Here is a 20,348-nt window from a genome sequence, read left to right on the forward strand (position 1 = left end):
ACCACAGAACACCGCGTCCACTATACGGCTCCCAACCAACAACCCCGCCCCCGGGGCCACGGTTGCACCACCGCAGCAGCCACAATTGCATACCGCCCACCACGGGCGGACCCCTGACTTACCCACCCCACCGGCCACACGCCGCACGGGGTGCGGCACACGAGTTACGGCGGTCATAGCGTGGGGGAAACGCCCGGTCCCATCCCGAACCCGGAAGCTAAGACCCACAGCGCCGATGGTACTGCACCCGCCAGGGTGTGGGAGAGTAGGACACCGCCGGACCACACCCACAAGGGTCGAGCCCCCGCACCACCAGGTGCGGGGGCTCCCCACATCCCCCCGCCGGCAGCCCCGGCACCCCCCAGGCCCCGCACCCACCGGTGCGGGGCCTTTCCTCATGCCCGGCTTCGGCCTATCGTCGGAGAACGCGGATCCGACGGTCTCGAGGGGGAGCCATGCGGCGAAGTGTTCTGGCGGCGGCAGCGGTGCCGGCTGTCCTGCTCCTGGCGGGCTGCGGCGACGGGAGCGGAGGCGCCGTCGTCGAGGAGAGCACGGCCGCCGCGGAGGCCGGCGCGGCCTCGCAGGCGGTGCTGCGGGACGCGGAGGGCACCGAGGTGGGCACCGTGCAGTTCTCGGAGGTCTCCGCCGGCACGGAGGTCGTGGCCCAGGTGGAGGGTCTCGACCCGGGCTTCTACGGCCTGCACGTCCACGGGACGGGGCTGTGCGAGACGGACAGCGCCGCTCCGGGGGACCCCGGGACCACCGGGGACTTCCTGTCCGCGGGCGGGCACCTCGGCGGCGACTCCGCGGACCACCCGGGCCACACGGGGGACCTCACGAGCGTCTACGTCACCCAGGACGGCCTGGGCTTCCTCACGACCGTCACGGACCGCTTCCGGGTGGAGGACCTCGCGGCCGACGAGGACGGCAGCGCGGTGATCCTGCACTCCGGCCCCGACAACTTCGCCAACGTGCCGGAACGCTACGCGCCCGAGGGACCGGACGAGAGCACGCTCCGCACGGGCGACGCCGGGTCCCGGCAGGCCTGCGGGGCGGTCGAGTGAGGGCGGCTCCCGGGGCGTCGTCGCCCTCGGTCGGCGGGGGAGAAGTGGCTACGCTGGAGGGGCCGTAGCAGCCGGTCCGTGGAAGGAGTTCCCCGCCGTGTCCGATGTCTGTTCGTTCACCGCCAGGATCGACGACGTCACCCTGGCCTACACCGACCGGGGCGAGGGCCCCGTGCTGCTCCTGCTGCACGGGCACGCCTACGACCGGAGCATGTGGGCGCGCCAGATCGAGGTGTTCGCCGAGCTCGGCTGGCGGGTGCTGGCCCCGGACCTGCGCGGTTTCGGGGCGTCCGGGATCACCGAGGGGATCGTCTACACGGAGGAGTTCGCCGACGACGTCGCCGGGCTGCTCGACCACCTCGGTGTGCCCGCCGCGGTGGTGGTCGGCTTCTCGATGTCCGGGCAGATCGCCATGGAACTGGCCCGGCGGCATCCGGGGCGGGTCCGCGGGCTCGTCGTCGTCGACACCGTCCCCGAGGGGGAGGACCGTGCCGGCAGGCGGCGCCGGCACACCACGGCGGACGCCATCCTGGCCGGCGGCATGGAGACCTACGGGCGCAGCGTGCTCGGCCGGATGGTCGCCGACGCCACGGTGGAGTCGTGCCCCGGGGTGGCGGCGGAGGTGCTCGCCATGCTCCGGAGCGCGCCGGCCAAGGGGGCGGCCGCGGCGATGCGCGGGCGTGCCGAGCGCCGGGACCTCAGCGACGTGCTGCGTGGTCTCCGGGTCCCGGTGCTCGTGGTGGTGGGCGCGGACGACGTCTTCGACGGCGGAGCGGGCCGTCGGATGGCGGACCTGGCCCCGGACGCCCAGCTCGTGGTCATCGACGAGGCCGGCCACACCCCGAGCCTCGAGCAGCCCGCCGCGTTCGACGACGCCCTGCGCGCCTTCCTGCAGCGCTTCACCCACTGAACGACCGGCCGACGACCGCACGAGCGTCCGCCTCGCGCGCCGGTCCGGCGTGTTCTCGGAGAGTGAACTGCTGTCTTTGTGCCCGATTGCTCAGTATGCTGATGTAACCCGAGTGCACGACGAAAGGAGTGGACATGACTGAGACCAGCAACGGCGGTTCCGAGGACGCCCACCACGAGTCGACGGATCAGCTCACCCTGCAGAACCCGGTGACCCGCTACCCCGTTCTCTCGCCGCCCGAGCAGGACCAGCCCGAGCCGGGCCTGGACGTGGAGCTCGAGCCGAAGACGGATCGCGGCGAGTTCTCCTACCGCGGCACCGGCCGGCTCGTGGGCCGCAAGGCCCTGATCACCGGCGCGGACTCCGGCATCGGAGCGGCGGTGGCCATCGCCTTCGCGAAGGAGGGCGCCGACGTCGCCCTGAACTATCTGCCCGACGAGGAGCCCGACGCGCAGGTCGTGAAGGGCATCATCGAGAAGGCCGGCCGCACGGCCGTGCTCCTGCCCGGCGACCTGACGGACAAGGCCTTCTGCGAGGTTCTCGTCGAGAACGCCGTGAACGGACTCGGCGGACTGGACATCCTCGTGAACAACGCCGGCAAGCAGGTCGCCGTCGAGGACCTCGAGGACCTGAGCGACGACCAGCTGACCGACACCTTCACGGTGAACATCCTGGCGATGTTCCGGATCACCAAGGCCGCGCTGCGGCACCTGCCCGCCGGGGCCTCGATCATCAACACGACGTCGATCCAGGCCTACCAGCCCTCGCCCGACCTGCTCGACTACGCCTCGACGAAGGCGGCGATCAACAACTTCACGAAGGGCCTCGGCCAGCAGCTGGCGCCCAAGGGCATCCGGGTCAACGCCGTGGCGCCCGGCCCGTTCTGGACGCCCCTGCAGGTCTCCGACGGGCAGCCGAAGGAGGCCCTCCCGGAGTTCGGGCAGTCGACCCCCCTCGGCCGCGCCGGCCAGCCGACCGAACTGGCCCCGGCCTACGTGTTCCTGGCCTCCCCCGAGTCCAGCTACGTGATCGGCGAGACGCTCAACGTCAACGGCGGCAGCCCGTCGCCGTGAGCCCCGTTCCCGCGGGACGGGCTGCGGCGGACGCCGCGCCGCCCGGGGGAAGTGCTTGGCGAGACCGGGCCCACGACATACTCTGGGCACAGCTCGCATACTCAGCGAACTTATCAAGTGCTGTAGAAAGGCGGAATCATGACCACGAACCCCTATGACCGTTCGGCGAGCCACGCGGCCGACACCGGCACCACGTCCAAGAAGGACGTCGCCGCGGAGCAGAGCAAGGCCGAGGCGCAGCAGCTCAAGAACGAGGCGGCCGGCTCCGGCCAGCGCGTCAAGGAGACGGCCAAGGACCAGGCCGCAGCCGTCAAGCAGGAGGCCACCCACCAGGCCCAGGACCTGATCGGCCAGCTCCGGAGCGAGCTCAAGGACCAGGTGAAGCCCCAGCAGGACCGCATCGCCTCCACCGTGCGCTCCGTCAGCAACGAGATCACCGCGCTCTCCCGCGGCGAGAAGCCCGAGTCCGACTACGTGACCGGCCTGCTGGGCAGCGTGTCCGGCCGGGTCGACTCCTTCGCCTCCTCCCTGGAGCACAAGGACGCCAAGGACCTGCTCGAGGACGTCCGGCGCTTCGCGGCCCGCCGTCCCGGCACCTTCCTGGCCGTGGCGGCCGGCATCGGCCTCCTCGCCGGCCGCACGACCCGCGGCGTGAAGGACAGCGACGAGATCCCCACCGACCGCCAGGGCGCCAAGGAGTACTTCGGCGTCGGCGGGCAGCAGGGCGGTGGCACCACCCAGGGCGCCACGGCCGGCGTCGGGACCGGGGCCGTCTACGACCAGGGCTACGACCGGAACCTCACCGCCACCGAGACCTCGGGCTACACCCCGGGCGACCCCTACGCCTACCGCTCCGACGAGCAGGGCGAGGCCGCCCGCACCTACACCGACCGCGTGCCGGGCACCGTCTACCCGGACCAGGAGGGCGACCGTCGATGAGCCATCCCATTCCCCCTTCCGACGCCGAGAACAGGGCGGAGCACGAGTCGCTCGGCGAGATGTTCAAGTCGCTGAGCACCAACCTCTCCACCCTCATCCAGCAGGAGATCGCCCTCGCGAAGGCTGAGACGGCCCAGGCCGTGCAGGAGGCCAAGCAGTCCGCCAAGGACACGGGCAAGGGCGCCGGCATGCTCGCCGGGGCCGGCGTGGCCGGTCACTTCGTCCTGCTGTTCCTGTCCATCGCCCTCATGTGGGGCCTGGGCAACCTGGTCGGCCTGGCCTGGTCCGCCGTCATCGTGGCGGTCGTCTGGGCCGTCATCGCCGGCATCCTCGCCGCCCTGGGCAAGAAGAACCTCAACGAGGGCAAGCAGGAGATGGCCGAGGCCACCCAGGATCCCCTGCCCCTGACCCGCGAGACCGTCACCGAGATCCCGGAGACCGTGAAGCCTTCCAAGAAGGAGACCCGATGAGCCAGCAGAACCCCGAACAGATCCGCGCCGACATCGAGGCCACGCGCGCTCGACTCGGCTCCGACGTCGACGCCGTCGCCGAGAAGGTGACCCCCGAGCGCGTCGTGGACCGCCAGAAGGACAAGGTCCGCGGCAAGATGCAGGACGTGCGCGAGCGCGTCATGGGAGCCTCCGACGACGCCTCCGACCACGGCCGCCACCTCAAGGAGGGTGTGCAGGGCCGTGCGGGCGACCTCCGGGACGGTGTGCAGGAGCGCGCCGGTGACCTCCGGGAGGGAGTGCAGCACGCCCCCGCCGCCGCCAAGGCGAAGACCCGCGGCAACCCGCTCGCCGCCGGTCTGATCGCCCTCGGCGCGGGCTGGCTCGTCGGCTCCCTGCTGCCCTCCACGCAGAAGGAGCAGGAGCTCGTCGCCGGTGCGGCGGACCGGGTCCAGCCCCACGCCCAGCACGCGGTCGAGTCGGCCAAGGACGCGGCCCAGGAGGTCGCCCAGGACCTCAAGGAGCCGGCCAAGGACGCGGCGCAGTCCGTCAAGGAGACCGCCCGGTCCGGCGCCCAGGAGGTCAAGTCGCAGGGCCAGGACGAGGCCCAGCAGCTGAAGTCCTCCGCCCAGGGCTCGGCGCAGTCCGTCAAGGACGAGACGAAGAACGCCTGACGCGCGACCGGCCGCCCCGCGGCCGGTGTGGTGCCCCGGCACCACGACGAGGGCCCCGGATCGACGATCCGGGGCCCTCGTCGTGGTCGGCCGACCGTCAGCGGGCCCGGGCCACCTGGCTCATCAGGCCGGGGTAGTAGCCCGACAGGTACCCCTGCTCGGTCGGGTGCAGGTTGTGGGAGCTCCCGGGGTCGACGAGGATCCACGGGTCCGCCGACCCGACCCCGTGGCCGCGGAAGCGGTCGGTGACGTCCACGAACACGGCGCCCTCGGCCTCGACCTGCGCGGCGAGGGCGGCGTTGAGCTCGTCCGTCCAGGCGTTGAGCTGGGCGGCGCGCTCCGCGGAGACGAGCGCGCTGTCCTGCCGCTCGTCGAGCAGGTGCGGATAGCCCAGCACGACCACGCGGCCGTCCGTCACCTCGTCGATCGCCTCCACGGTGGCGGCCGCGGAGGCCGCGGCGGAGGCGATCAGCTGCGGGGCCCGGGCGAGCATGGCGTCGCACGCGACCGGCCCGGCGGCCGCCTCGGCCGGGGCGCTGCAGGCCCGGATGAAGTCGCCCCAGCGGATGTCGTTGCCGCCCATGGTGAGCGTGACCAGCTCCGCCTCGGCGAGGGCGTCCGTCACCAGCGGCACGGAGACGAGCCCCCGCACCTGCGTGGTGGTGAACCCCGCGCACGCCGCGTCCAGGGCCACGTCCACGCGCGGCCGGCTCGCCAGCTTGTCGACGTGGTCCTCTCCGGTGCCCTGGTAGCACCCGGGCAGGCCCTCGACCTCCTGCAGGCCGCCCGTGCCGAAGGCCGCGGAGTAGGAGTCGCCGAGATTGACGACGTCGACCGTGCGCGGAGCCGCCGCGGCGGGGGAGACGCCGACGCCGGCGAGGGCGAGGGCGAGGGCCGCGGCCAGGGTGCGGGCGGTGCGTCGGGCGGGGAATGCGCGCATGCGGGGACCTTTCGAGGAGGAGCGGCACGGTGCCGGGCCCGGCCCTGGGGCCGGGCCGCTCCCTCAATTTACCGTCGCACGCCCGTGCCCGGCCGCTCGTCCGCATTGTGACGGACCCCGCCGTGCCAGGCCTCCGCGAGGATCTCCAGCGAGCGCAGCGCTTCTCCCCGGCCGGGAGAGGCGGGAGCGATCATCAGCTCGTCGGCGTCGGCCGTCTCCGCGAAGCGCTCGAGGTAGCTCCTCACCTCGGGGCCGGTGCCGGCGACGGACCAGTGGAGCATGTGCAGGATCTGCTGGCCGGCAGGGCTGTCCATCACCATGTCCAGCTCCGCCTCGCTCAGCGCGCGATCACGGCCCACCATGGCCCGCACCCGCTCGCGCCGAGCGGTCTCCAGCTGCGCGGCGGCGTCGTCGGCGCTGTCCGAGGCGATGACGTTCACGGCCGCGATGGCGTACGGCTCGGCGAGCTGCTCCGAGGGCTGGAACCGTGCCCGGTAGGCGGCCACCGCGTCCGCGAGGGAGTCCGGGGCGAAGTGCGAGGCGAACGCATAGGGCAGCCCGTACGCCGCGGCGAGCTGCGCGCCGAACAGCGAGGAGCCGAGGATCGTCAGCGGAACGTTCGTCCCGGCCCCGGGGACGGCACTGACCCCCGGCACGAGGGAGCGGCCGCTCAGGTAGCCCTGCAGCTCGCGCACGTCCTGCGGGAACTGCTCGGCGGCGGAGGGGTCCCGGCGCATGGCCCGCACCGTGCGCAGGTCGGTGCCGGGCGCACGGCCCAGGCCCAGGTCGATCCGCCCGGGGTGCAGCTCGGCGAGGGTGCCGAACTGCTCGGCGACGACCAGGGGGGAGTGGTTGGGGAGCATCACCCCGCCCGACCCGAGGCGGATCGTGGACGTGTGCGCCGCGACGTGGGCGATCAGCACGGCCGGGGCCGAGGACGCGATCGTGGGCATGTTGTGGTGCTCGGAGTACCAGACACGCCGGTAGCCCAGCCGTTCGGCGTGCTGGGCGAGGCGGACGGAGTCGGCGAAGCTCTCACCGACGGAGGCGCCCGGGCGGACGGTGGCGAAGTCGATGACGGACAGCGGCAGGGGCACGGCGGACCTTTCACGGGAGTCGGGGAGGCCCTCCACGCTACTCCTGTCCGCCGGGCGCCGCCGTGGCGGGGAGCACAGGCCGCGGCGTGCGGGCGGGCACCCGGCGCCGCCGCGGGCGCCGCCGCCGGAGCTGTCGGCGGCCCGGGCTACGCTCGGCACCATGACCGATCCCTCGACCCCCTTCGGGGTGCCGGAGCTCTTCGAGCTGCCGCGGGAGCGCGCCGAGATCGCGCCGGGAGCCGTGCACGTGCCGGGCTGGCTGGACCTCGCCCAGCAGCGGGAGCTGGTGCTGCGGTGCCGGGAGTGGGCCACCGGCCCGGTGCCCCTGCGCCACGTGGTCCTGCCCGGGGGCGGCCGGATGTCGGTGCGCTCGACCACGCTGGGCTGGGACTGGGCGCCCTACCGGTACCTGCGCACCGGCGAGCACAAGCGGGCCCCGGACATGCCGGGGTGGCTGGCGGAGCTGGGTCGCCGCGCCGTGGCGGAGGCCTGCGGCGAGGACAGCGCGGAGGCCCGGGACTACCTGCCGGACACGGCCCTGCTCAACTTCTACGACGCCTCGGCGCGGATGGGCATGCACCAGGACAGGGACGAGTTCTCCGCCGCCCCGATCGTGTCCCTGTCCCTCGGAGACGCCTGCGTCTTCCGGTTCGGCAACACGCAGACCCGCGCGGCCCCGTACCAGGACGTGGAGCTCCGCAGCGGCGACCTGTTCGTCTTCGGCGGGCCCTCCCGCTACGCGTTCCACGGGGTGCCGCGGATCCTCCCGGGCACGGCCGCCCCGGAGCTGGGCATGAAGGGCGGGCGGCTGAACCTCACCCTGCGGATGACGGGGCGGGCCGCCCCCGGACGGTGAGCGCCGTGCCACACTGACGGGATGGAGCTCCCCGACGCCGCACCGGCCCACCTGATCGACCCGGCGGCCGTGGACGAGGAGGACGCCGGCGCCTACCGGCTGCTCGCCGCGGACATCGCCTCCGGGGTCGCCGTCGTGGCCGCCCGGCACCGGCGACGCGATGTCGCCGCGACCGTGACCGGCTTCCTCGACGTGTCCTACGACCCGCCCACCATGCTGGTGAGCCTGTTCGAGGAGGGCCGGATCTGCGACGCGGTGGAGTCGGCCGGGGCGTGGACCCTCTCCGTGCTGCGCCGGGACCAGGAGGGCGTGGCGAACTGGCTCGCGAGCCCGGGCAACCCCGTGGAGGGCCTGCTGGACCGGGTGCCCTTCCGCCGCGCTCCCGGCTCGGGAGCGGCGGTGCTGGACGGAGCCCTCGCGTGGTTCGAGCTCGCCACCGTGGCGGTGCACACCGCGGCGACGCACCAGCTCGTGGTGGGGGAGGTCACGGCGATGGGCCGGGGGGTGCGCGAGGCCCAGGCGGACGACCCGCTGGTGCACTTCGCCCGCGGCTACCGGGGGCTGACCCGGTGACCACCCAGTCGAAGCACAGGATCGGCGTCCGCGCAAGTCTGTGACGCCAGAAGTTCTCGGGCGGTCACCGGCGGAATGCTTCGACGCTCGCTCCGGTTGAGGTCTTAGCGTGGACGGGTGGCGCCGTGTCCGGCGGCACCGTTCCCACCGCACTCCACGGAAGGATCCTCATGGCGGCCCAGCACCACGAACGCGGACCCGGCGGGGCGTCCGGCGGCTCCGCGCCGACCGGGACGAGCCCGGGCTCGTCCGCGGAGGAGTCCCGGCTCAGTGCGGTCCCGCCCTCGGGGGCGGCGGCCGAGCACGCGGCGGCGGTGGTCGCCGACCTGGAGGTCCCCGCCGACCACCTCCCGGACCTGGACCACGTGGGGGACGCGTTCAAGGCGGTGTTCGCCGACCACCCCGCAGGGGTGGCCATCATCACCGCCCGGGGCCCCGACGGGCCCGTGGGGCTGACCGCGTCCTCGGTGTCCTCCGTGTCGGCCGTCCCGCCCATCCTCGGCTTCTCGCTGCAGGCCCGGCAGGGCTCGGCGGCTCTGCTGGCCGAGGCCGACTCCTTCCTGGTGCACCTGCTGGACGCCGAGAACCTGGGTCTCGCCCGGTCCTTCGCCGTCTCGGGGGCCCCGCGCTTCGGACCGGACATGCCGTGGGAGTACCTGGCGACCGGGGAGCCCCGGCTGCTCGGCGTGGGCCGCGTCCTGCGCGCGGTCCCGCTGGCCCGGATCAAGGCCGGCCCCGCCCTCGTCTTCAACGCCGCGGTGGTCGACGTCCTCGGCGACGAGGGCACGGGCGCCCCGCTGGTGTACCACCGCCGCCGCTTCCACGGGCTCAGCGACCGCTCCGCGCTCGACCCCGACGACTGACTCCGAAGACTGGCTCCGGGGACCGACTCCGGGCACCGAGCCCGGGGGTTCGGACCCCAGGCCCCCCGGACGAGCCGGATCCCCGTGCCGGAAAAGAAACCACCCGGGTTGTTGACACATCACCAACGGGTTCGTAGAGTAGTTGACGAAGCAACCACCTGCTCGATCCGCAATCCGAGGAGAACCCCATGTCCCAGCTCACCGCTCTCGTCCCCGGCTCCTGGACCTTCGACCCCGCCCACTCGGAGGTCGCCTTCACGGTCCGCCACGCCGGCATCTCGAAGGTCCGCGGCACCTTCGGCGAGGTCGACGCCCAGCTCCGGGTCGCCGACCCGGTCGAGGCCTCGACGCTGACGGCCACCGTGCAGATGGCCTCCATCGACACCAAGAACGCCGACCGGGACGGTCACGTCCGCAGCGCCGACTTCTTCGACGTCGAGCAGTACCCCACGATGACCTTCCGGTCGACGGCCGTGGCCTTCGAGGACGAGGAGGGCACCATCACCGGCGAGCTGACCATCAAGGACGTCACCCGCACGGTGGAGCTCGCCGCCGAGTTCAACGGCGTGGTCGTCGACGCCTTCGGCGTGACCCGGGCCGGCTTCTCCGCCGGGACCACCATCTCCCGCAAGGACTTCGGCATCACCTGGAACGCCGCCATGGAGGCCGGCGGGGTGCTCGTCTCCGACAAGGTGGCGATCACCCTCGACGTCGCCTTCACCGCCCCGCAGGACGACCCCGAGGAGACCGTGGAGGGCCAGGAGGCCATCACGGCCGGCGCCTGATCCCGGTAGCCGCGGGACCCCCCGTTCCGCACCACCGACGGCCGGCGGCCCGCACCCCCGAGGGGGCGGGCCGCCGGCCGTCGGTCGTCGTCGGCGCGCGTCAGGTGAGCCGCTGCACCACGAACCAGACGGCGGGGACGGTGATCAGCAGCAGCAGCGCCCACCGGCGCAGCCGCACCTCGAACGTGGCGGGGTTGATCCGCCCGCCGCGCCGGGGCCGGGACGCGGCGATCTCGTCCTCGAGCGGTCGCGGCGGCCTGTCGCGCGGCTCCTCAGGGTCGGTGCTGGAATGGGACACGTTTCCTCCGTGGTCGTCGGGATCCGCCCCCATTCTCTCAGCAGGAGCGGTCCACCGCGCACGGCCGGTCAGGCGGTCCGGTCCGCCGTCATCGCCACTTCGTGGTCATGATCAGACCGGCCATCATCAGGCCCAGCCCCACGGCGATGTTCCAGGTGCCGATCCCCGGCACGGGGTAGGCGCCCTGGAAGAGGTAGTAGACGATCAGCCACAGCAGCCCGACGACGAGCAGCCCCAGCATGACGGCCTTGTACCAGGTGGGGGTGGGGGCGTGGCTCTCCGGAGAGCCGTGCCGGGAGCGTTCGGTCAGCTCCTGCGCCACCGCGGCGGCGGTCGCGTCCGGGTCGTAGGCGGTGGACCCTCCGGGCAGTCCCTCCGCCGCCAGCCGTGCGAGCTCCTCGTCGACCTGCGGGCCGGCGGCCGGTGCCGTCCGGCCGGACCCTCCCGGGCGGCGGGCGGGCTTCTTGCGGCGGTTCTTCGACTCGGGCACTGATCCTCCTGGTCACCAAGCGGGCCGTGTTCACGGCGGGGGGTCCGGTTGCCCAGTCTAGCCGTCCGGTGCGCACCCTTCGGCGGACGCGTAAGCTGGACGGGCGCACGTGCCGACCCGGCACCCCACTCCCAGGAGATCCCGTGACCGTCAAGATCCTCGTCGTGGACAACTACGACAGCTTCGTCTACACCCTGGTCGGCTACCTCGAGCAGCTCGGCGCCCGCACCACGGTGATCCGCAACGACGACCTGGACGAGGCCGCCGCGTGCGCCCTCGCCGGCGAGCACCACGGCGTCCTGCTCTCCCCGGGCCCCGGCGCCCCCGCCGACGCAGGGGTGTGCACCCCGCTGATCCGCAACGCCGAGCGGACCGGGCAGCCGCTGCTGGGCGTCTGCCTCGGCCACCAGGCGCTCGCGGAGGCCTACGGCGGGACCGTCACCCACGCGGAGGAGCTCATGCACGGGAAGACGTCCCGCGTGGAGCACAACGGGTCCAGCGTCTTCGGCGGGGTGCCCAGTCCGTTCACCGCGACGCGCTACCACTCCCTGGCCGTGGTCGACCAGTCGGTCCCCGAGGTCCTGGAGGTCACGGCGCGCACCCCGAACGGGGTCATCATGGGCCTGCGGCACCGCAGCGCGCCGCTGCACGGGCTGCAGTTCCACCCCGAGTCGGTCCTCACGGAGGGCGGCTACCTCATGCTCGGCAACTGGCTCGAGCTCGTGGGACTCAAGGGCGCGGCGCGCGCGGCAGGCTCGCTGTCCCCGCTGATCACCGTCTGAGCGCGGCCCGGGCCCGGGTCATCCGTCGTCGCGGGCGCGCTCGTCCGCGCGTTCTTCCTCTTCCCGGGCGCGCTCGTCCGCGCGTTCCTCCTCTTCCCGGGCGCGCTCGTCCGCCCGCTCCTCGGCCTCGGACCGGTCCTCCTCGGCGCTGTCCGCCCCGGGGTCCTCGGTGGGCTCCTCGGCCGGGTCCTCCGTGGGCTCCTCCGTGGGCTCCTCGGTGGGCTCCTCGGTCTCCTCGGGGGACGGCGTCGGGGTGGGCGGGACGGTCGGCTCCGGGGCCGGCTCGGGGGCCGGGGCGACCGCCACGGTGAGCGTCACGGTGGCGCCCTGCGGCGCGGACTGGCCGGCGTCCACGCTCTGGTCCACCACCTGTCCGGCCGGCACCCCGGACCGGGGGGTGGTGACGATCTCCGCCGAGAGCCGGACCTCGTCGGCGCCCAGGGCGGCGACGGCCTCCTGGCGGCTCAGTCCCACGAGCTGCGGCACGGTCACCCGCCCCGTGGACACGACGAGCTCCACCTCGGACCCGCTCGGGACGGTGGTCCCGCCGGCGGGGGCGGTGGCGACCACCGCGCCCTCAGGCACCCACGAGCTGTTCGCCGTGCGGGTGGACCCGACCTCGAGCCCCGCCGACTCCAGGGCCTCCCGGGCCTCCTCCTCGGAACGGCCGGCGAGGTCGTCCGGCACCTCCACCTCGGCAGGTCCCCGGGAGACCTCGAGGACGACCGTGGTGCCCTCCTCGACCTGGGTGTCGGCCGCGGGGTCGGTGCCCACCACGTCGCCCTCGGGCACCTCGTCGTCGTAGACCTCCTCGCGCTCGGGCACCAGGTCGGCGCTGCGCAGCGCCGTCTCCGCCACCGAGGCGTCCATGCCCGCGACGTAGGGCACCGCCACGAGAGCGGGCCCGCCGCGCTGTCCCTGGACCCACTGCAGGGCCACGACGCCGAGGACGGCGAGCAGCGCGACGACGAGCAGGGCGAGCAGCGCCGTGCGCAGGGGGCGTCGCCGCCGCACCGGGACCGAGCCGCGGCCGGCACCGCCCGGCGTCGCCGCGGCGATGCCGGCGGCGGTGCCCGGGGCGACGGCCGGGGGCGCTGCCGCGGGGACCGGGACGGGCACGGGCGGCAGCGTCTTCGTGTCCTCCTCCGGCTCCGGCACCGCCCGCAGGGACTGCGTGGCCTCGAGGTCCTCCGGCACGGCCGGGCGCAGCTCGCGCAGGGCCCGGCGCATCTGCCCGGCGTCCTGGAAGCGGGCCTCGCGGTCCTTGTCCAGGGCCTGGGCCATGAACTCGTCCACCCGGTGCCCGATCCGGGGGTCGAGCTCCGACGGGGCGGGCGGATGGTCCCGCACGTGCTGGGCGGCGATGTCCACGGAGGACTCGCCCACGAACGGAGCGCGCCCCGTGAGCATCTCGAAGAGCACGCACGCGGCGGAGTAGAGGTCGGAGCGGGCGTCCACCGACTCGCCCCGCGCCTGCTCCGGGGACAGGTACTGCGCCGTCCCCAGGACGGCCTGGGCCTGCGTGAGCGCCGGCGAGGTGTCCTCCACCGCCCGGGCGATCCCGAAGTCCATGACCTTCACCTGGCGCTCCGGGGTGACGATCACGTTGGCCGGCTTGATGTCCCGGTGGACGATCCCGGCCCGGTGGCTGTACTCGAGGGCGTCGAGGATCCCCAGGGTGATGTCCACGGCGTCCCGCGGCGTGACGGCGTCCTCGTGGATCAGCTCCCGCAGGGTCCGGCCGGGCACGTACTCCATCACGATGAACGGCCGGTCCACGCCCTCGTCGGTCCGGGCGAGGATCTCCCCGGTGTCGTACACGGAGACGATCGAGTGGTGGTTGAGAGCCGCCACGGACTGCGCCTCCCGCTTGAAGCGCTCGTGGAAGGTCGCGTCCCGGGCCAGCTCGGGACGGAGCACCTTGATCGCCACGCGCCGGCCGAGCCGCAGGTCCCGACCCACGTGGACCGTGGCCATCCCGCCGCGCCCGATCGTCTCGCCCACCTCGTAGCGGTCGTTGATCAGGGGGGGAACCGCGTTCCGGGCCGGCACGGCTCAGCCCTCCCGGCCGGGTCCGGTCGGCGTCCCGGTGGGAGTCGCAGTGGGAGTCGCGGTCGGCTCGGCGGTCGGGGCGCTCTCCGGCGCCACGGCCACCCACATCTCGATGGTGTCGCCGGGGCGGACGGTCGAGCCGCCCAGCGGCTGGGTGCGCAGCACCGTGCCCGGCGCGGCGTCCTCGGTGGGCTCGTCGTACCGGATGATGTTCACCCCGAGCAGCCGGATCTGGTCGATCAGCGGGTCCGCCTGCTGCCCGACCATCCCGGAGGGCAGCTCCACGGTGTCGGGGCCGGTGGAGAAGGCGACCGTGACGGTGGCCCCCCGCTGCACCTGGCCGACGGGGCTCACGGACAGGACCGTGTTCTCCTCCTGGTCCGAGGTCTGGCCCTGCCGCTCGACCCGGAAGCCGAGGTCGGAGAGCTCCTGCACCACGTCGTCGACCGGGCGGCCCTCGTACCGGGCCGCGAGGACCTCCACGGTCTCCGCCGCGTCGGCGGGCGGGGCGGTCGTCTCCTCCGGCACGACCGTGGTGGAGACCGTGCCCGTGGGGGTCGGCTCCGGGGCCACGGGCGCGGGCTGCCGGAGGAGGAAGAACCACAGCAGCCCGGCGAGCAGGGCCAGCGTCAGCAGCACCGGCAGCAGCCAGGCCCACACCGAGCGCCGCTCGCGGCGGGGACCCTCCGGCGGACCCGGATCCGCGCCGTCGCGCCCGCCGCCGTCCCCCGGCCCGCGGGCCGGCTCGACGACGTCCAGCTCGGCCGTGATGGGCCGCGCCGGACCGGCCGCGGCGGCCACCCCGGCCCCGGCCGCCCCGGCCCCGGCCGCCCCGGCCCCGGCCGCCGCGGCCCCCGCCGCCCGGGCGGTGCCGTTGCGCTCCAGCAGCCGGGTCGGCGCGTCGGCGACGGGCTCGAAGGCCTGGGTGGCCTCGTCGTCGGGCAGGTCGAGGAAGGCCCGCATCCCGGGCACGGCGGAGACCGCGGCGGCCTCGTCCCCGCGCCGGAGCGCGTCCACGGCGGTGGCGAGGGCCCCTGCCGTGGCCGGGCGGTCCTTGGGGTCCTTGGCGAGCATCGACATCACGAGGGCCTGCACCGGGTCCGGCACGTCCTCGGGCAGTGCGGGCGGCGGGTCGTTGACCTGGGCGAGGGCGATCGCGATCTGCGACTCCCCGGTGAAGGGCCGTCGCCCGGCCAGGCACTCGTAGCCGATGATGCCCAGGGAGTAGATGTCCGAGGAGCCCGTGGCGGTCTGGCCCGTGGCCTGTTCCGGGGCGAGGTACTGGGCGGTGCCCATCACCTGGCCGGTGGCCGTGAGGGGCACCTGGTCCGCGAGGCGGGCGATCCCGAAGTCCGTGACCTTCACCCGGTTGTCCGGGGTGATGATCAGGTTCCCGGGCTTCACGTCGCGGTGCACCAGGCCCTGCGCGTGCGCGGCCGCGAGCGCCCGCGCCGTCTGCCCGATGTAGTTCAGGACCGTGTCCGGGTCCAGGGTCTTCCGCCGCTCGATGATGTTGGACAGCGGCTCGCCCGGGACGAGCTCCATGACGAGGAAGGCCGAGCCCTCCTCCTCGCCGTAGTCGAAGACGTTCGCGACACCGGGGTGGTTCAGCAGGGCGGTGTGCCGCGCCTCGGCGCGGAAGCGCTGCAGGAAGTTGGGGTCCCCGTTGTACTCCTCCTTGAGGATCTTCACGGCGACGATGCGGCCCAGGACCCGGTCCTTGGCCTTCCAGACCTCACCCATGCCGCCGATCGCGATCCGATCGGTCAGTGCGTAGCGCCCGCCCAGGACGGTGCTCGACGAAGGTCTCACTTGTTCAACACCGCCTCGAAGAGTTGCTTGGCGCTCGGACTGGTCAGAGAGGCGCCCGTCGCCACGTCCACGTCCTCGAAGACGACGGCGAGGGCCACCTGGGGGTCGTCGGCCGGCGCGAAGCCCGTGAACCAGGCGTCGTTCAGGCCCTCGTCCGAGCCGATCTCGGCGGTGCCCGTCTTCCCGGCGACCTCGACCCCGGGCACGGCCGCCCCGCGGGCGATGCCGTCGTCGACCACCTGGACCATGAGGTCCGTGACGGTCCGGGCGACGTCCGCGCTCGTGGAGCGGCGCAGCTGCTCCGGTGCGAACTCGTCGATCACGGACAGGTCCGAGGAGCGGACCGTCTCCACGAGCTGGGGCTTCATCTGCACCCCGTCGTTCGCGATGGCAGCGCTCATCATCGCGACCTGCAGGGGCGTGGTGCGCACGTCGTACTGGCCGATGGCGGACAGCGCGAGCTGCGACTCGTTGAGCTCCTCCGGGAAGAGCGACGGCGTCACCTTCAGCGGCACGGACAGCGGCTCCCCGTAGCCGAAGTTCTGGGCGGTCCGCCGGATCGTCTCGTCCCCGAGGTCCAGGGCGATCGAGGCGAAGGGGGTGTTGCAGGACTGCTCGAGCGCGAACTCCAGGTCCGCCTCGGTGCGGGCGGTGCACCCCCCGCCCACGTAGTTGGGCAGGGTCACGTCGGTGCCGGGCAGGGGCAGCTCCTGCGGGTTGGGGATCGAGGACTCCGTGGTGTACTCGCCCGACTCCAGGGCCGCCACGGTGTCGATGATCTTGAACGTCGAGGCCGGGGCGTAGAGGTCCCCGGAGATCGCGCGGTTGACGAGCGGCTCGGCCGGGTCCGCGTTGAGCCGCTCGGCGGCGGCGATCACGGAGCCGGAGTCGTGGGAGGCGAGCTCGTTGGGGTCGTAGCCGGGGCTGGAGACCATGGCGAGGATCGCGCCGGTCTCCGGGTCGAGGGCCACGATGGAGCCCTGGCGTCCCTCCAGCAGCTCGGCGGCGGTCCGCTGCAGCTCCGGGTCGATGGTCAGCTCGACCGACGCGCCGGTGGGCTGGTCCCCGGAGAACATCGAGACCACGCGGTCGTAGAACTGTTCGTCGGACGCGCCGGAGAGCTCCTCGCCCAGGGCCGCCTCGAGGCCGGTGGCTCCGTAGACCAGCGAGAAGTAGCCCGTCAGGTGCCCGTACAGCAGCGGGTCCGTGTAGACGCGCTGGTACTCGAAGTCGTCGTCCGAGGGCGTGGAGGAGGCCTTCGCGTCGCCGTCCACGAGGATCGCCCCGCGGTCCGCGCCGAACTGGTCGTAGAGGCTGCGGTTGTTCCACGGGTGGGCCTCGAGGGTCCGCGCCGCGAAGAACTGCACGTAGGTCAGCGCCAGGAGCAGCACGGTGAAGATCGCCACGCCGGCCACCCAGGTGTGTCGGATCGCCCGGTTCACGATGCTCCTCCGTTCTCGGTGCGCCGGGGACCGCCCGGGGTGCGGCGGTCCTGGTCGGTGAGGCGGGACATGGCCTCGGTGGGGGTGCCGTCGTCGGCCGGCCCGTCCTCGGGGCCGCGGCGCCCGCCCGGGCCGGCGGCCGCGATCGGCTCGGTCGCCCCGGTGTCGTCGGGCACCGCCTGCTGGCGCGCTGTGTCCGGGCGCGCGGCCGGCCGCTCGGCGGTGCGGTCGTCGGCGGGCCGGCCGCGGCCGGACCCGTCCGTCTCCCGGCCCGCTCCGCGCCGGCGCTCCCGGCGCTCGGCGCGCTCCTGCTCGTCCCGCCGCGAGGCCTCCCGCAGGGCGGCCTCGTAGGCGGCGATCTCGGCGAGGTCCGCCTCGGTGGCCGGACCGGTGACCACGGGCCGGCGGGCCGTGTGCGAGATGGCCAGGATGATCGCCGCGATGATCCAGTTGGACAGCAGCGAGGAGCCCCCGGCGGACATGAACGGGGTCGTGAGGCCGGTCAGGGGAATGAGCCGGGTGACGCCGCCCACGACCACGAACAGCTGCAGGACGATGACCGCCGACAGCCCCGCGGCGAGCAGCTTGCCGAAGGCGTCCCGGGTGCCCAGGGCGGCGCGGAAGCCGCGGCTGACGAAGAGGAAGAAGAGCATCAGGATCGCGCCGAGCCCGATCAGGCCCAGCTCCTCGCCGAACGCGGTGATGATCATGTCCGAGTTGGCGTAGGAGACGAGGTCCGGCCGGCCCTGGCCCAGGCCCTGCCCGAACAGCCCGCCCGAGGAGAGCCCGAACAGGCCCTGGACGATCTGGGCGGACCCCCCGGGGGCCCGGTTGAAGACCTCCGGGTCGAAGGCGTTGAGCCAGGAGTCCAGGCGCGCCGCCACGTGGCCGAAGATCCGGCTGGCGAAGAAGCCGCCGACGGCCACGAGCAGCAGGCCGATCACGATCCAGCTCAGCCGGCTCGTGGCGAGGTAGATCATGGCCAGGAACAGCCCGAAGAACAGGATCGCGGAGCCGAGGTCGCGCTGGAAGACCAGCACGCCGATGGCCACCAGCCAGGCGGCGAACATGGGGGCCATGTCCCGGAAGCGCGGCAGCCGCACGGGACCGATCTTCTTGCCGGCCAGGAGGATGAGATCGCGGTTGGTCGAGAGGTACCCGGCGAAGAAGACGGCCAGGGTGATCTTCGCGACCTCGCCCGGCTGGAAGGTGCGCCCGCCCACGGAGATCCAGATCCGCGCGCCGTTGAGCTCCACCCCGAGCCCCGGCAGCAGGGGCAGGAGCAGGAGCAGGCCGCTGAGCACCAGGGAGATGTAGGTGATCCGGCGCAGCACCCGGTGGTCCTTGAGGAACCAGAGCACCAGGCCGGCGGCGCTCATCGCCAGCGCCGTCCACAGCACCTGGGACTGCGCCGCGGACTGGTCCGTGGTGAGGTCGATGCGGTGGATCATGGCGATGCCGAGGCCGTTGAGGGCCACCACGATGGGCAGCACGTAGGGGTCCGCGTACTTGGCCCGCAGCCGGAGCACCAGGTGCAGGAGCAGCGCGCCGATGCCCAGGACCAGGCCGGAGACCAGGATGTGCGGGTCCCCGGTGCCGAGCTGGTCCGGGTCCACGAGGATGTTGGCGCCCACGCCGATGGCCACGGCCACGACCAGCAGCAGCAGCTCGGTGAGCCGCCGCGGCTTCTGCCGGGCCTCGGCGAGCTCCTCGGGGGAGCGGGTTCCGGCGGTGGCGCTCATCGGTCACCTCCGGGGCTCGCGGCGGGCGAGGCCGTGGGGGACGCGTCCGGGGCCGTGGTGGGGGAGGAGGTGGCCCGGCGGACGGTGCCGGTGGGGCGCGGCTCCGGCCCGGGGCCGGCGTCCGGCGCGGACTCGCGCAGCTCCTGCACGATCCGCTCGGCCTCCTCCAGGCTCCCGGCCGGGATGGCGTTGCGGACCCGCTCCTGGGTGTAGCCGGGCAGGTCCTCGACCCGCAGGTCGGTGGTCCGCTCCAGGTCGCTGAGGCTCACGGGGCCGAGGGACTGGGAGACCCCGTTGTAGATGGCCACGTTGCCCTGCTGCTCGCCCACGTAGTACTGGGAGTTGATCCAGTTGGTGGTCAGCCACCCGCCGGCCACCAGCAGCAGCCCGACCGTGGCCAGGGCGAGGACGGTGAACGCGCGCCGGTTCCGGCGCCGGCGTGCGGACGGGGCAGCGGCCTCCGCCCGGTGCAGCGCCGACTCGACCTCCTGGGGATCGGCCAGGGTGTCCGGCGCGGAGGTCTGCAGCAGGGTCGCGCGGCGCTGCAGGATGCTGTCGCTCACGGTGGGGATGCGCCCGGTCTGGGTGGCGTTGGCGGCGGCGCCCACCAGCAGGTGCGGACGGGCCGCGAGGTCGCGGCGCAGCACCGCGGCGGAGGACTCCGCGGCCTCCGTGCCGGCGGCGGCGTCCCCGGTGATCTCGTCGGAGGTCCGGGCGAAGCCGGGATCCGGGACCGCCCCGCGCGCCTCGCCGGTCTGCGGCGCGACCGGGGCGTCGTCGTCGGTCGCGAAGACCTGCACCACGACCACGGTGACGTTGTCCGGGGCCCCGCGGTCCAGGGTCAGCTCCACGAGGGTGTCCACGATCTGGTTGAGGTCGTCCCCGGAGCGCAGCACGGACTCGATGGTCTCGGGCCGGACCACGGCGTTGAGCCCGTCCGAGCACAGCAGCCACCGCTCGCCGATCTCGGGGCGGACGGTCTCCACCTCGATCTCGGGGGAGGCGTCCACGTCCCCGAGCACGCGCATCAGGACGTTCTTGTGCGGGTGGGACTCCGCCTCCTCCGGGCGCAGCCGTCCCTCGTCGATGAGCCGCTGCACGAACGTGTGGTCCCGGGTGACCTGGTGGAACTCGTCGCCCCGCAGCCGGTAGGCCCGCGAGTCGCCGATGTGGGCGACGACGATCTCGTCCTCGTCGGCCAGCAGCGCCGTGACGGTGGTCCCCATCCCGCCCAGGCGGGGGTTGCCCAGGACCAGCCGGGCCAGGTTCTGGTTGGCGTTCTGGATCTCGTCCGCGAGCACGGTGGCGCCGTCGCCGTGGTGGTCGGGGCGGTCCAGGGAGGTGAGGTCCATGACCGCGGACGCGGAGGCGACGTCCCCGCCCACGTGCCCGCCCATGCCGTCGGCGACCACCGCGAGGTGCCGGCCCGCGTAGGCGGAGTCGTCGTTCTTCGAACGGACCCTGCCCACGTCGGAGCGCGCGGCGTAGCGGAAGGCGATCGCCATGC

The 20,348-nt window shown here is 73.7% G+C and carries 20 protein-coding genes and 1 rRNA gene; 12 read left to right on the forward strand and 9 right to left on the reverse strand.

What is annotated here, in order from left to right; translation table 11 throughout:
- Positions 1 to 165: 165 nt before the first annotated feature.
- The 7 genes from rrf (at position 166) to AYX06_RS13530 (ending at position 5,109) form a co-directional block, all read left to right on the forward strand.
- Positions 166 to 282 (forward strand): 5S ribosomal RNA (rrf, locus tag AYX06_RS13500).
- Between the two features lie 173 nt (positions 283 to 455).
- Positions 456 to 1,064, forward strand: a complete 609-nt coding sequence (locus AYX06_RS13505) for a superoxide dismutase family protein (RefSeq protein ID WP_062736214.1) — start codon at positions 456 to 458, stop codon at positions 1,062 to 1,064.
- A gap of 97 nt (positions 1,065 to 1,161) precedes the next feature.
- Positions 1,162 to 1,974: an alpha/beta fold hydrolase gene (locus AYX06_RS13510; protein WP_084271625.1), complete on the forward strand. Its 813-nt coding sequence runs from the start codon at positions 1,162 to 1,164 to the stop codon at positions 1,972 to 1,974.
- A 134-nt stretch (positions 1,975 to 2,108) separates the two neighbouring features.
- A complete protein-coding gene (locus AYX06_RS13515; RefSeq protein ID WP_062736215.1) occupies positions 2,109 to 3,047 on the forward strand; it encodes an SDR family oxidoreductase in 939 nt (312 codons plus the stop codon).
- Between the two features lie 138 nt (positions 3,048 to 3,185).
- Entirely contained in the window at positions 3,186 to 3,986 is an 801-nt protein-coding gene (locus AYX06_RS13520; RefSeq protein ID WP_062736216.1) for an ATP synthase subunit B family protein, read from the forward strand.
- The gene (locus tag AYX06_RS13525) at positions 3,983 to 4,456 is read left to right on the forward strand and encodes a phage holin family protein (protein WP_062736217.1); all 474 of its coding nucleotides are present in this window, start codon (positions 3,983 to 3,985) and stop codon (positions 4,454 to 4,456) included. Before AYX06_RS13520 ends, AYX06_RS13525 begins: the two co-directional genes overlap by 4 nt.
- Complete coding sequence (locus tag AYX06_RS13530; protein WP_062736218.1) at positions 4,453 to 5,109, forward strand: DUF3618 domain-containing protein; 657 nt, start codon at positions 4,453 to 4,455, stop codon at positions 5,107 to 5,109. The genes AYX06_RS13525 and AYX06_RS13530 overlap by 4 nt, the downstream gene beginning before the upstream one ends.
- 97 nt (positions 5,110 to 5,206) lie before the next feature.
- Here the strand turns inward: AYX06_RS13530 and AYX06_RS13535 are convergent, their stop codons facing one another.
- A complete protein-coding gene (locus tag AYX06_RS13535; RefSeq protein WP_062736219.1) occupies positions 5,207 to 6,049 on the reverse strand; it encodes a GDSL-type esterase/lipase family protein in 843 nt (280 codons plus the stop codon).
- A 68-nt stretch (positions 6,050 to 6,117) separates the two neighbouring features.
- On the reverse strand, positions 6,118 to 7,146 hold the full coding sequence (locus AYX06_RS13540) for an LLM class flavin-dependent oxidoreductase (protein WP_062737072.1): 1,029 nt from the start codon (positions 7,144 to 7,146) through the stop codon (positions 6,118 to 6,120).
- Between the two features lie 160 nt (positions 7,147 to 7,306).
- Between AYX06_RS13540 and AYX06_RS13545 the strand changes: the two genes are divergently transcribed.
- The 4 genes from AYX06_RS13545 (at position 7,307) to AYX06_RS13560 (ending at position 10,223) form a co-directional block, all read left to right on the forward strand.
- A complete protein-coding gene (locus AYX06_RS13545) occupies positions 7,307 to 8,002 on the forward strand; it encodes an alpha-ketoglutarate-dependent dioxygenase AlkB family protein (protein ID WP_062736220.1) in 696 nt (231 codons plus the stop codon).
- Positions 8,003 to 8,023: 21 nt separating this feature from the next.
- Positions 8,024 to 8,575: a flavin reductase family protein gene (locus AYX06_RS13550; protein WP_062736221.1), complete on the forward strand. Its 552-nt coding sequence runs from the start codon at positions 8,024 to 8,026 to the stop codon at positions 8,573 to 8,575.
- A gap of 170 nt (positions 8,576 to 8,745) precedes the next feature.
- Positions 8,746 to 9,438, forward strand: coding sequence for a flavin reductase family protein (locus AYX06_RS13555; RefSeq protein ID WP_084271628.1), 693 nt, complete (start codon positions 8,746 to 8,748; stop codon positions 9,436 to 9,438).
- Positions 9,439 to 9,626: 188 nt separating this feature from the next.
- Positions 9,627 to 10,223: a YceI family protein gene (locus AYX06_RS13560; protein ID WP_062736222.1), complete on the forward strand. Its 597-nt coding sequence runs from the start codon at positions 9,627 to 9,629 to the stop codon at positions 10,221 to 10,223.
- Between the two features lie 100 nt (positions 10,224 to 10,323).
- Here AYX06_RS13560 and AYX06_RS13565 read toward each other — a convergent pair whose 3' ends face one another.
- Both AYX06_RS13565 and AYX06_RS20250 read right to left on the reverse strand, forming a co-directional pair.
- The gene (locus tag AYX06_RS13565) at positions 10,324 to 10,521 is read right to left on the reverse strand and encodes a hypothetical protein (protein ID WP_062736223.1); all 198 of its coding nucleotides are present in this window, start codon (positions 10,519 to 10,521) and stop codon (positions 10,324 to 10,326) included.
- Between the two features lie 88 nt (positions 10,522 to 10,609).
- The gene (locus AYX06_RS20250) at positions 10,610 to 11,011 is read right to left on the reverse strand and encodes a cell division protein CrgA (RefSeq protein ID WP_186815662.1); all 402 of its coding nucleotides are present in this window, start codon (positions 11,009 to 11,011) and stop codon (positions 10,610 to 10,612) included.
- Between the two features lie 143 nt (positions 11,012 to 11,154).
- On the opposite strand from AYX06_RS20250, the gene AYX06_RS13575 reads away from it, so the two are divergent.
- Positions 11,155 to 11,793: an anthranilate synthase component II gene (locus tag AYX06_RS13575; protein WP_062736224.1), complete on the forward strand. Its 639-nt coding sequence runs from the start codon at positions 11,155 to 11,157 to the stop codon at positions 11,791 to 11,793.
- A gap of 18 nt (positions 11,794 to 11,811) precedes the next feature.
- Here the strand turns inward: AYX06_RS13575 and pknB are convergent, their stop codons facing one another.
- The 5 genes from pknB to AYX06_RS13600 are packed head-to-tail and all read right to left on the reverse strand — an operon-like array spanning position 11,812 to position 20,346.
- Entirely contained in the window at positions 11,812 to 13,845 is a 2,034-nt protein-coding gene (gene pknB, locus AYX06_RS13580) for a Stk1 family PASTA domain-containing Ser/Thr kinase (protein WP_062736225.1), read from the reverse strand.
- 3 nt (positions 13,846 to 13,848) lie between these two features.
- Entirely contained in the window at positions 13,849 to 15,657 is a 1,809-nt protein-coding gene (locus tag AYX06_RS13585) for a protein kinase domain-containing protein (RefSeq protein WP_062736226.1), read from the reverse strand.
- Positions 15,654 to 17,099, reverse strand: a complete 1,446-nt coding sequence (locus AYX06_RS13590; protein WP_062736227.1) for a peptidoglycan D,D-transpeptidase FtsI family protein — start codon at positions 17,097 to 17,099, stop codon at positions 15,654 to 15,656. Before AYX06_RS13590 ends, AYX06_RS13585 begins: the two co-directional genes overlap by 4 nt.
- Positions 17,096 to 18,841, reverse strand: coding sequence for an FtsW/RodA/SpoVE family cell cycle protein (locus AYX06_RS13595; protein WP_062736228.1), 1,746 nt, complete (start codon positions 18,839 to 18,841; stop codon positions 17,096 to 17,098). Before AYX06_RS13595 ends, AYX06_RS13590 begins: the two co-directional genes overlap by 4 nt.
- The gene (locus AYX06_RS13600; protein WP_062736229.1) at positions 18,838 to 20,346 is read right to left on the reverse strand and encodes a PP2C family protein-serine/threonine phosphatase; all 1,509 of its coding nucleotides are present in this window, start codon (positions 20,344 to 20,346) and stop codon (positions 18,838 to 18,840) included. Before AYX06_RS13600 ends, AYX06_RS13595 begins: the two co-directional genes overlap by 4 nt.
- Between the last annotated feature and the right edge of the window lie 2 nt (positions 20,347 to 20,348).

It is taken from the genome of Kocuria turfanensis, from assembly GCF_001580365.1.
In the GTDB taxonomy this organism is placed as follows: Bacteria; Actinomycetota; Actinomycetes; order Actinomycetales; family Micrococcaceae; genus Kocuria; species Kocuria turfanensis.

What these genes read in the sequence shown, in the direction of transcription:
- AYX06_RS13550 (WP_062736221.1), top strand. Translation starts at nt 8,024, where the DNA reads ATGGAGCTCCCCGACGCCGCACCGGCCCACCTGATCGACCCGGCGGCC.
- AYX06_RS13545 (WP_062736220.1), top strand. Translation starts at nt 7,307, where the DNA reads ATGACCGATCCCTCGACCCCCTTCGGGGTGCCGGAGCTCTTCGAGCTG.
- AYX06_RS13595 (WP_062736228.1), bottom strand. Translation starts at nt 18,841, where the DNA reads ATGAGCGCCACCGCCGGAACCCGCTCCCCCGAGGAGCTCGCCGAGGCC.
- AYX06_RS13525 (WP_062736217.1), top strand. Translation starts at nt 3,983, where the DNA reads ATGAGCCATCCCATTCCCCCTTCCGACGCCGAGAACAGGGCGGAGCAC.
- AYX06_RS13530 (WP_062736218.1), top strand. Translation starts at nt 4,453, where the DNA reads ATGAGCCAGCAGAACCCCGAACAGATCCGCGCCGACATCGAGGCCACG.
- AYX06_RS13505 (WP_062736214.1), top strand. Translation starts at nt 456, where the DNA reads ATGCGGCGAAGTGTTCTGGCGGCGGCAGCGGTGCCGGCTGTCCTGCTC.
- AYX06_RS13560 (WP_062736222.1), top strand. Translation starts at nt 9,627, where the DNA reads ATGTCCCAGCTCACCGCTCTCGTCCCCGGCTCCTGGACCTTCGACCCC.
- AYX06_RS13520 (WP_062736216.1), top strand. Translation starts at nt 3,186, where the DNA reads ATGACCACGAACCCCTATGACCGTTCGGCGAGCCACGCGGCCGACACC.
- AYX06_RS13515 (WP_062736215.1), top strand. Translation starts at nt 2,109, where the DNA reads ATGACTGAGACCAGCAACGGCGGTTCCGAGGACGCCCACCACGAGTCG.
- AYX06_RS13600 (WP_062736229.1), bottom strand. Translation starts at nt 20,346, where the DNA reads ATGGCGATCGCCTTCCGCTACGCCGCGCGCTCCGACGTGGGCAGGGTC.
- AYX06_RS13555 (WP_084271628.1), top strand. Translation starts at nt 8,746, where the DNA reads ATGGCGGCCCAGCACCACGAACGCGGACCCGGCGGGGCGTCCGGCGGC.
- AYX06_RS13535 (WP_062736219.1), bottom strand. Translation starts at nt 6,049, where the DNA reads ATGCGCGCATTCCCCGCCCGACGCACCGCCCGCACCCTGGCCGCGGCC.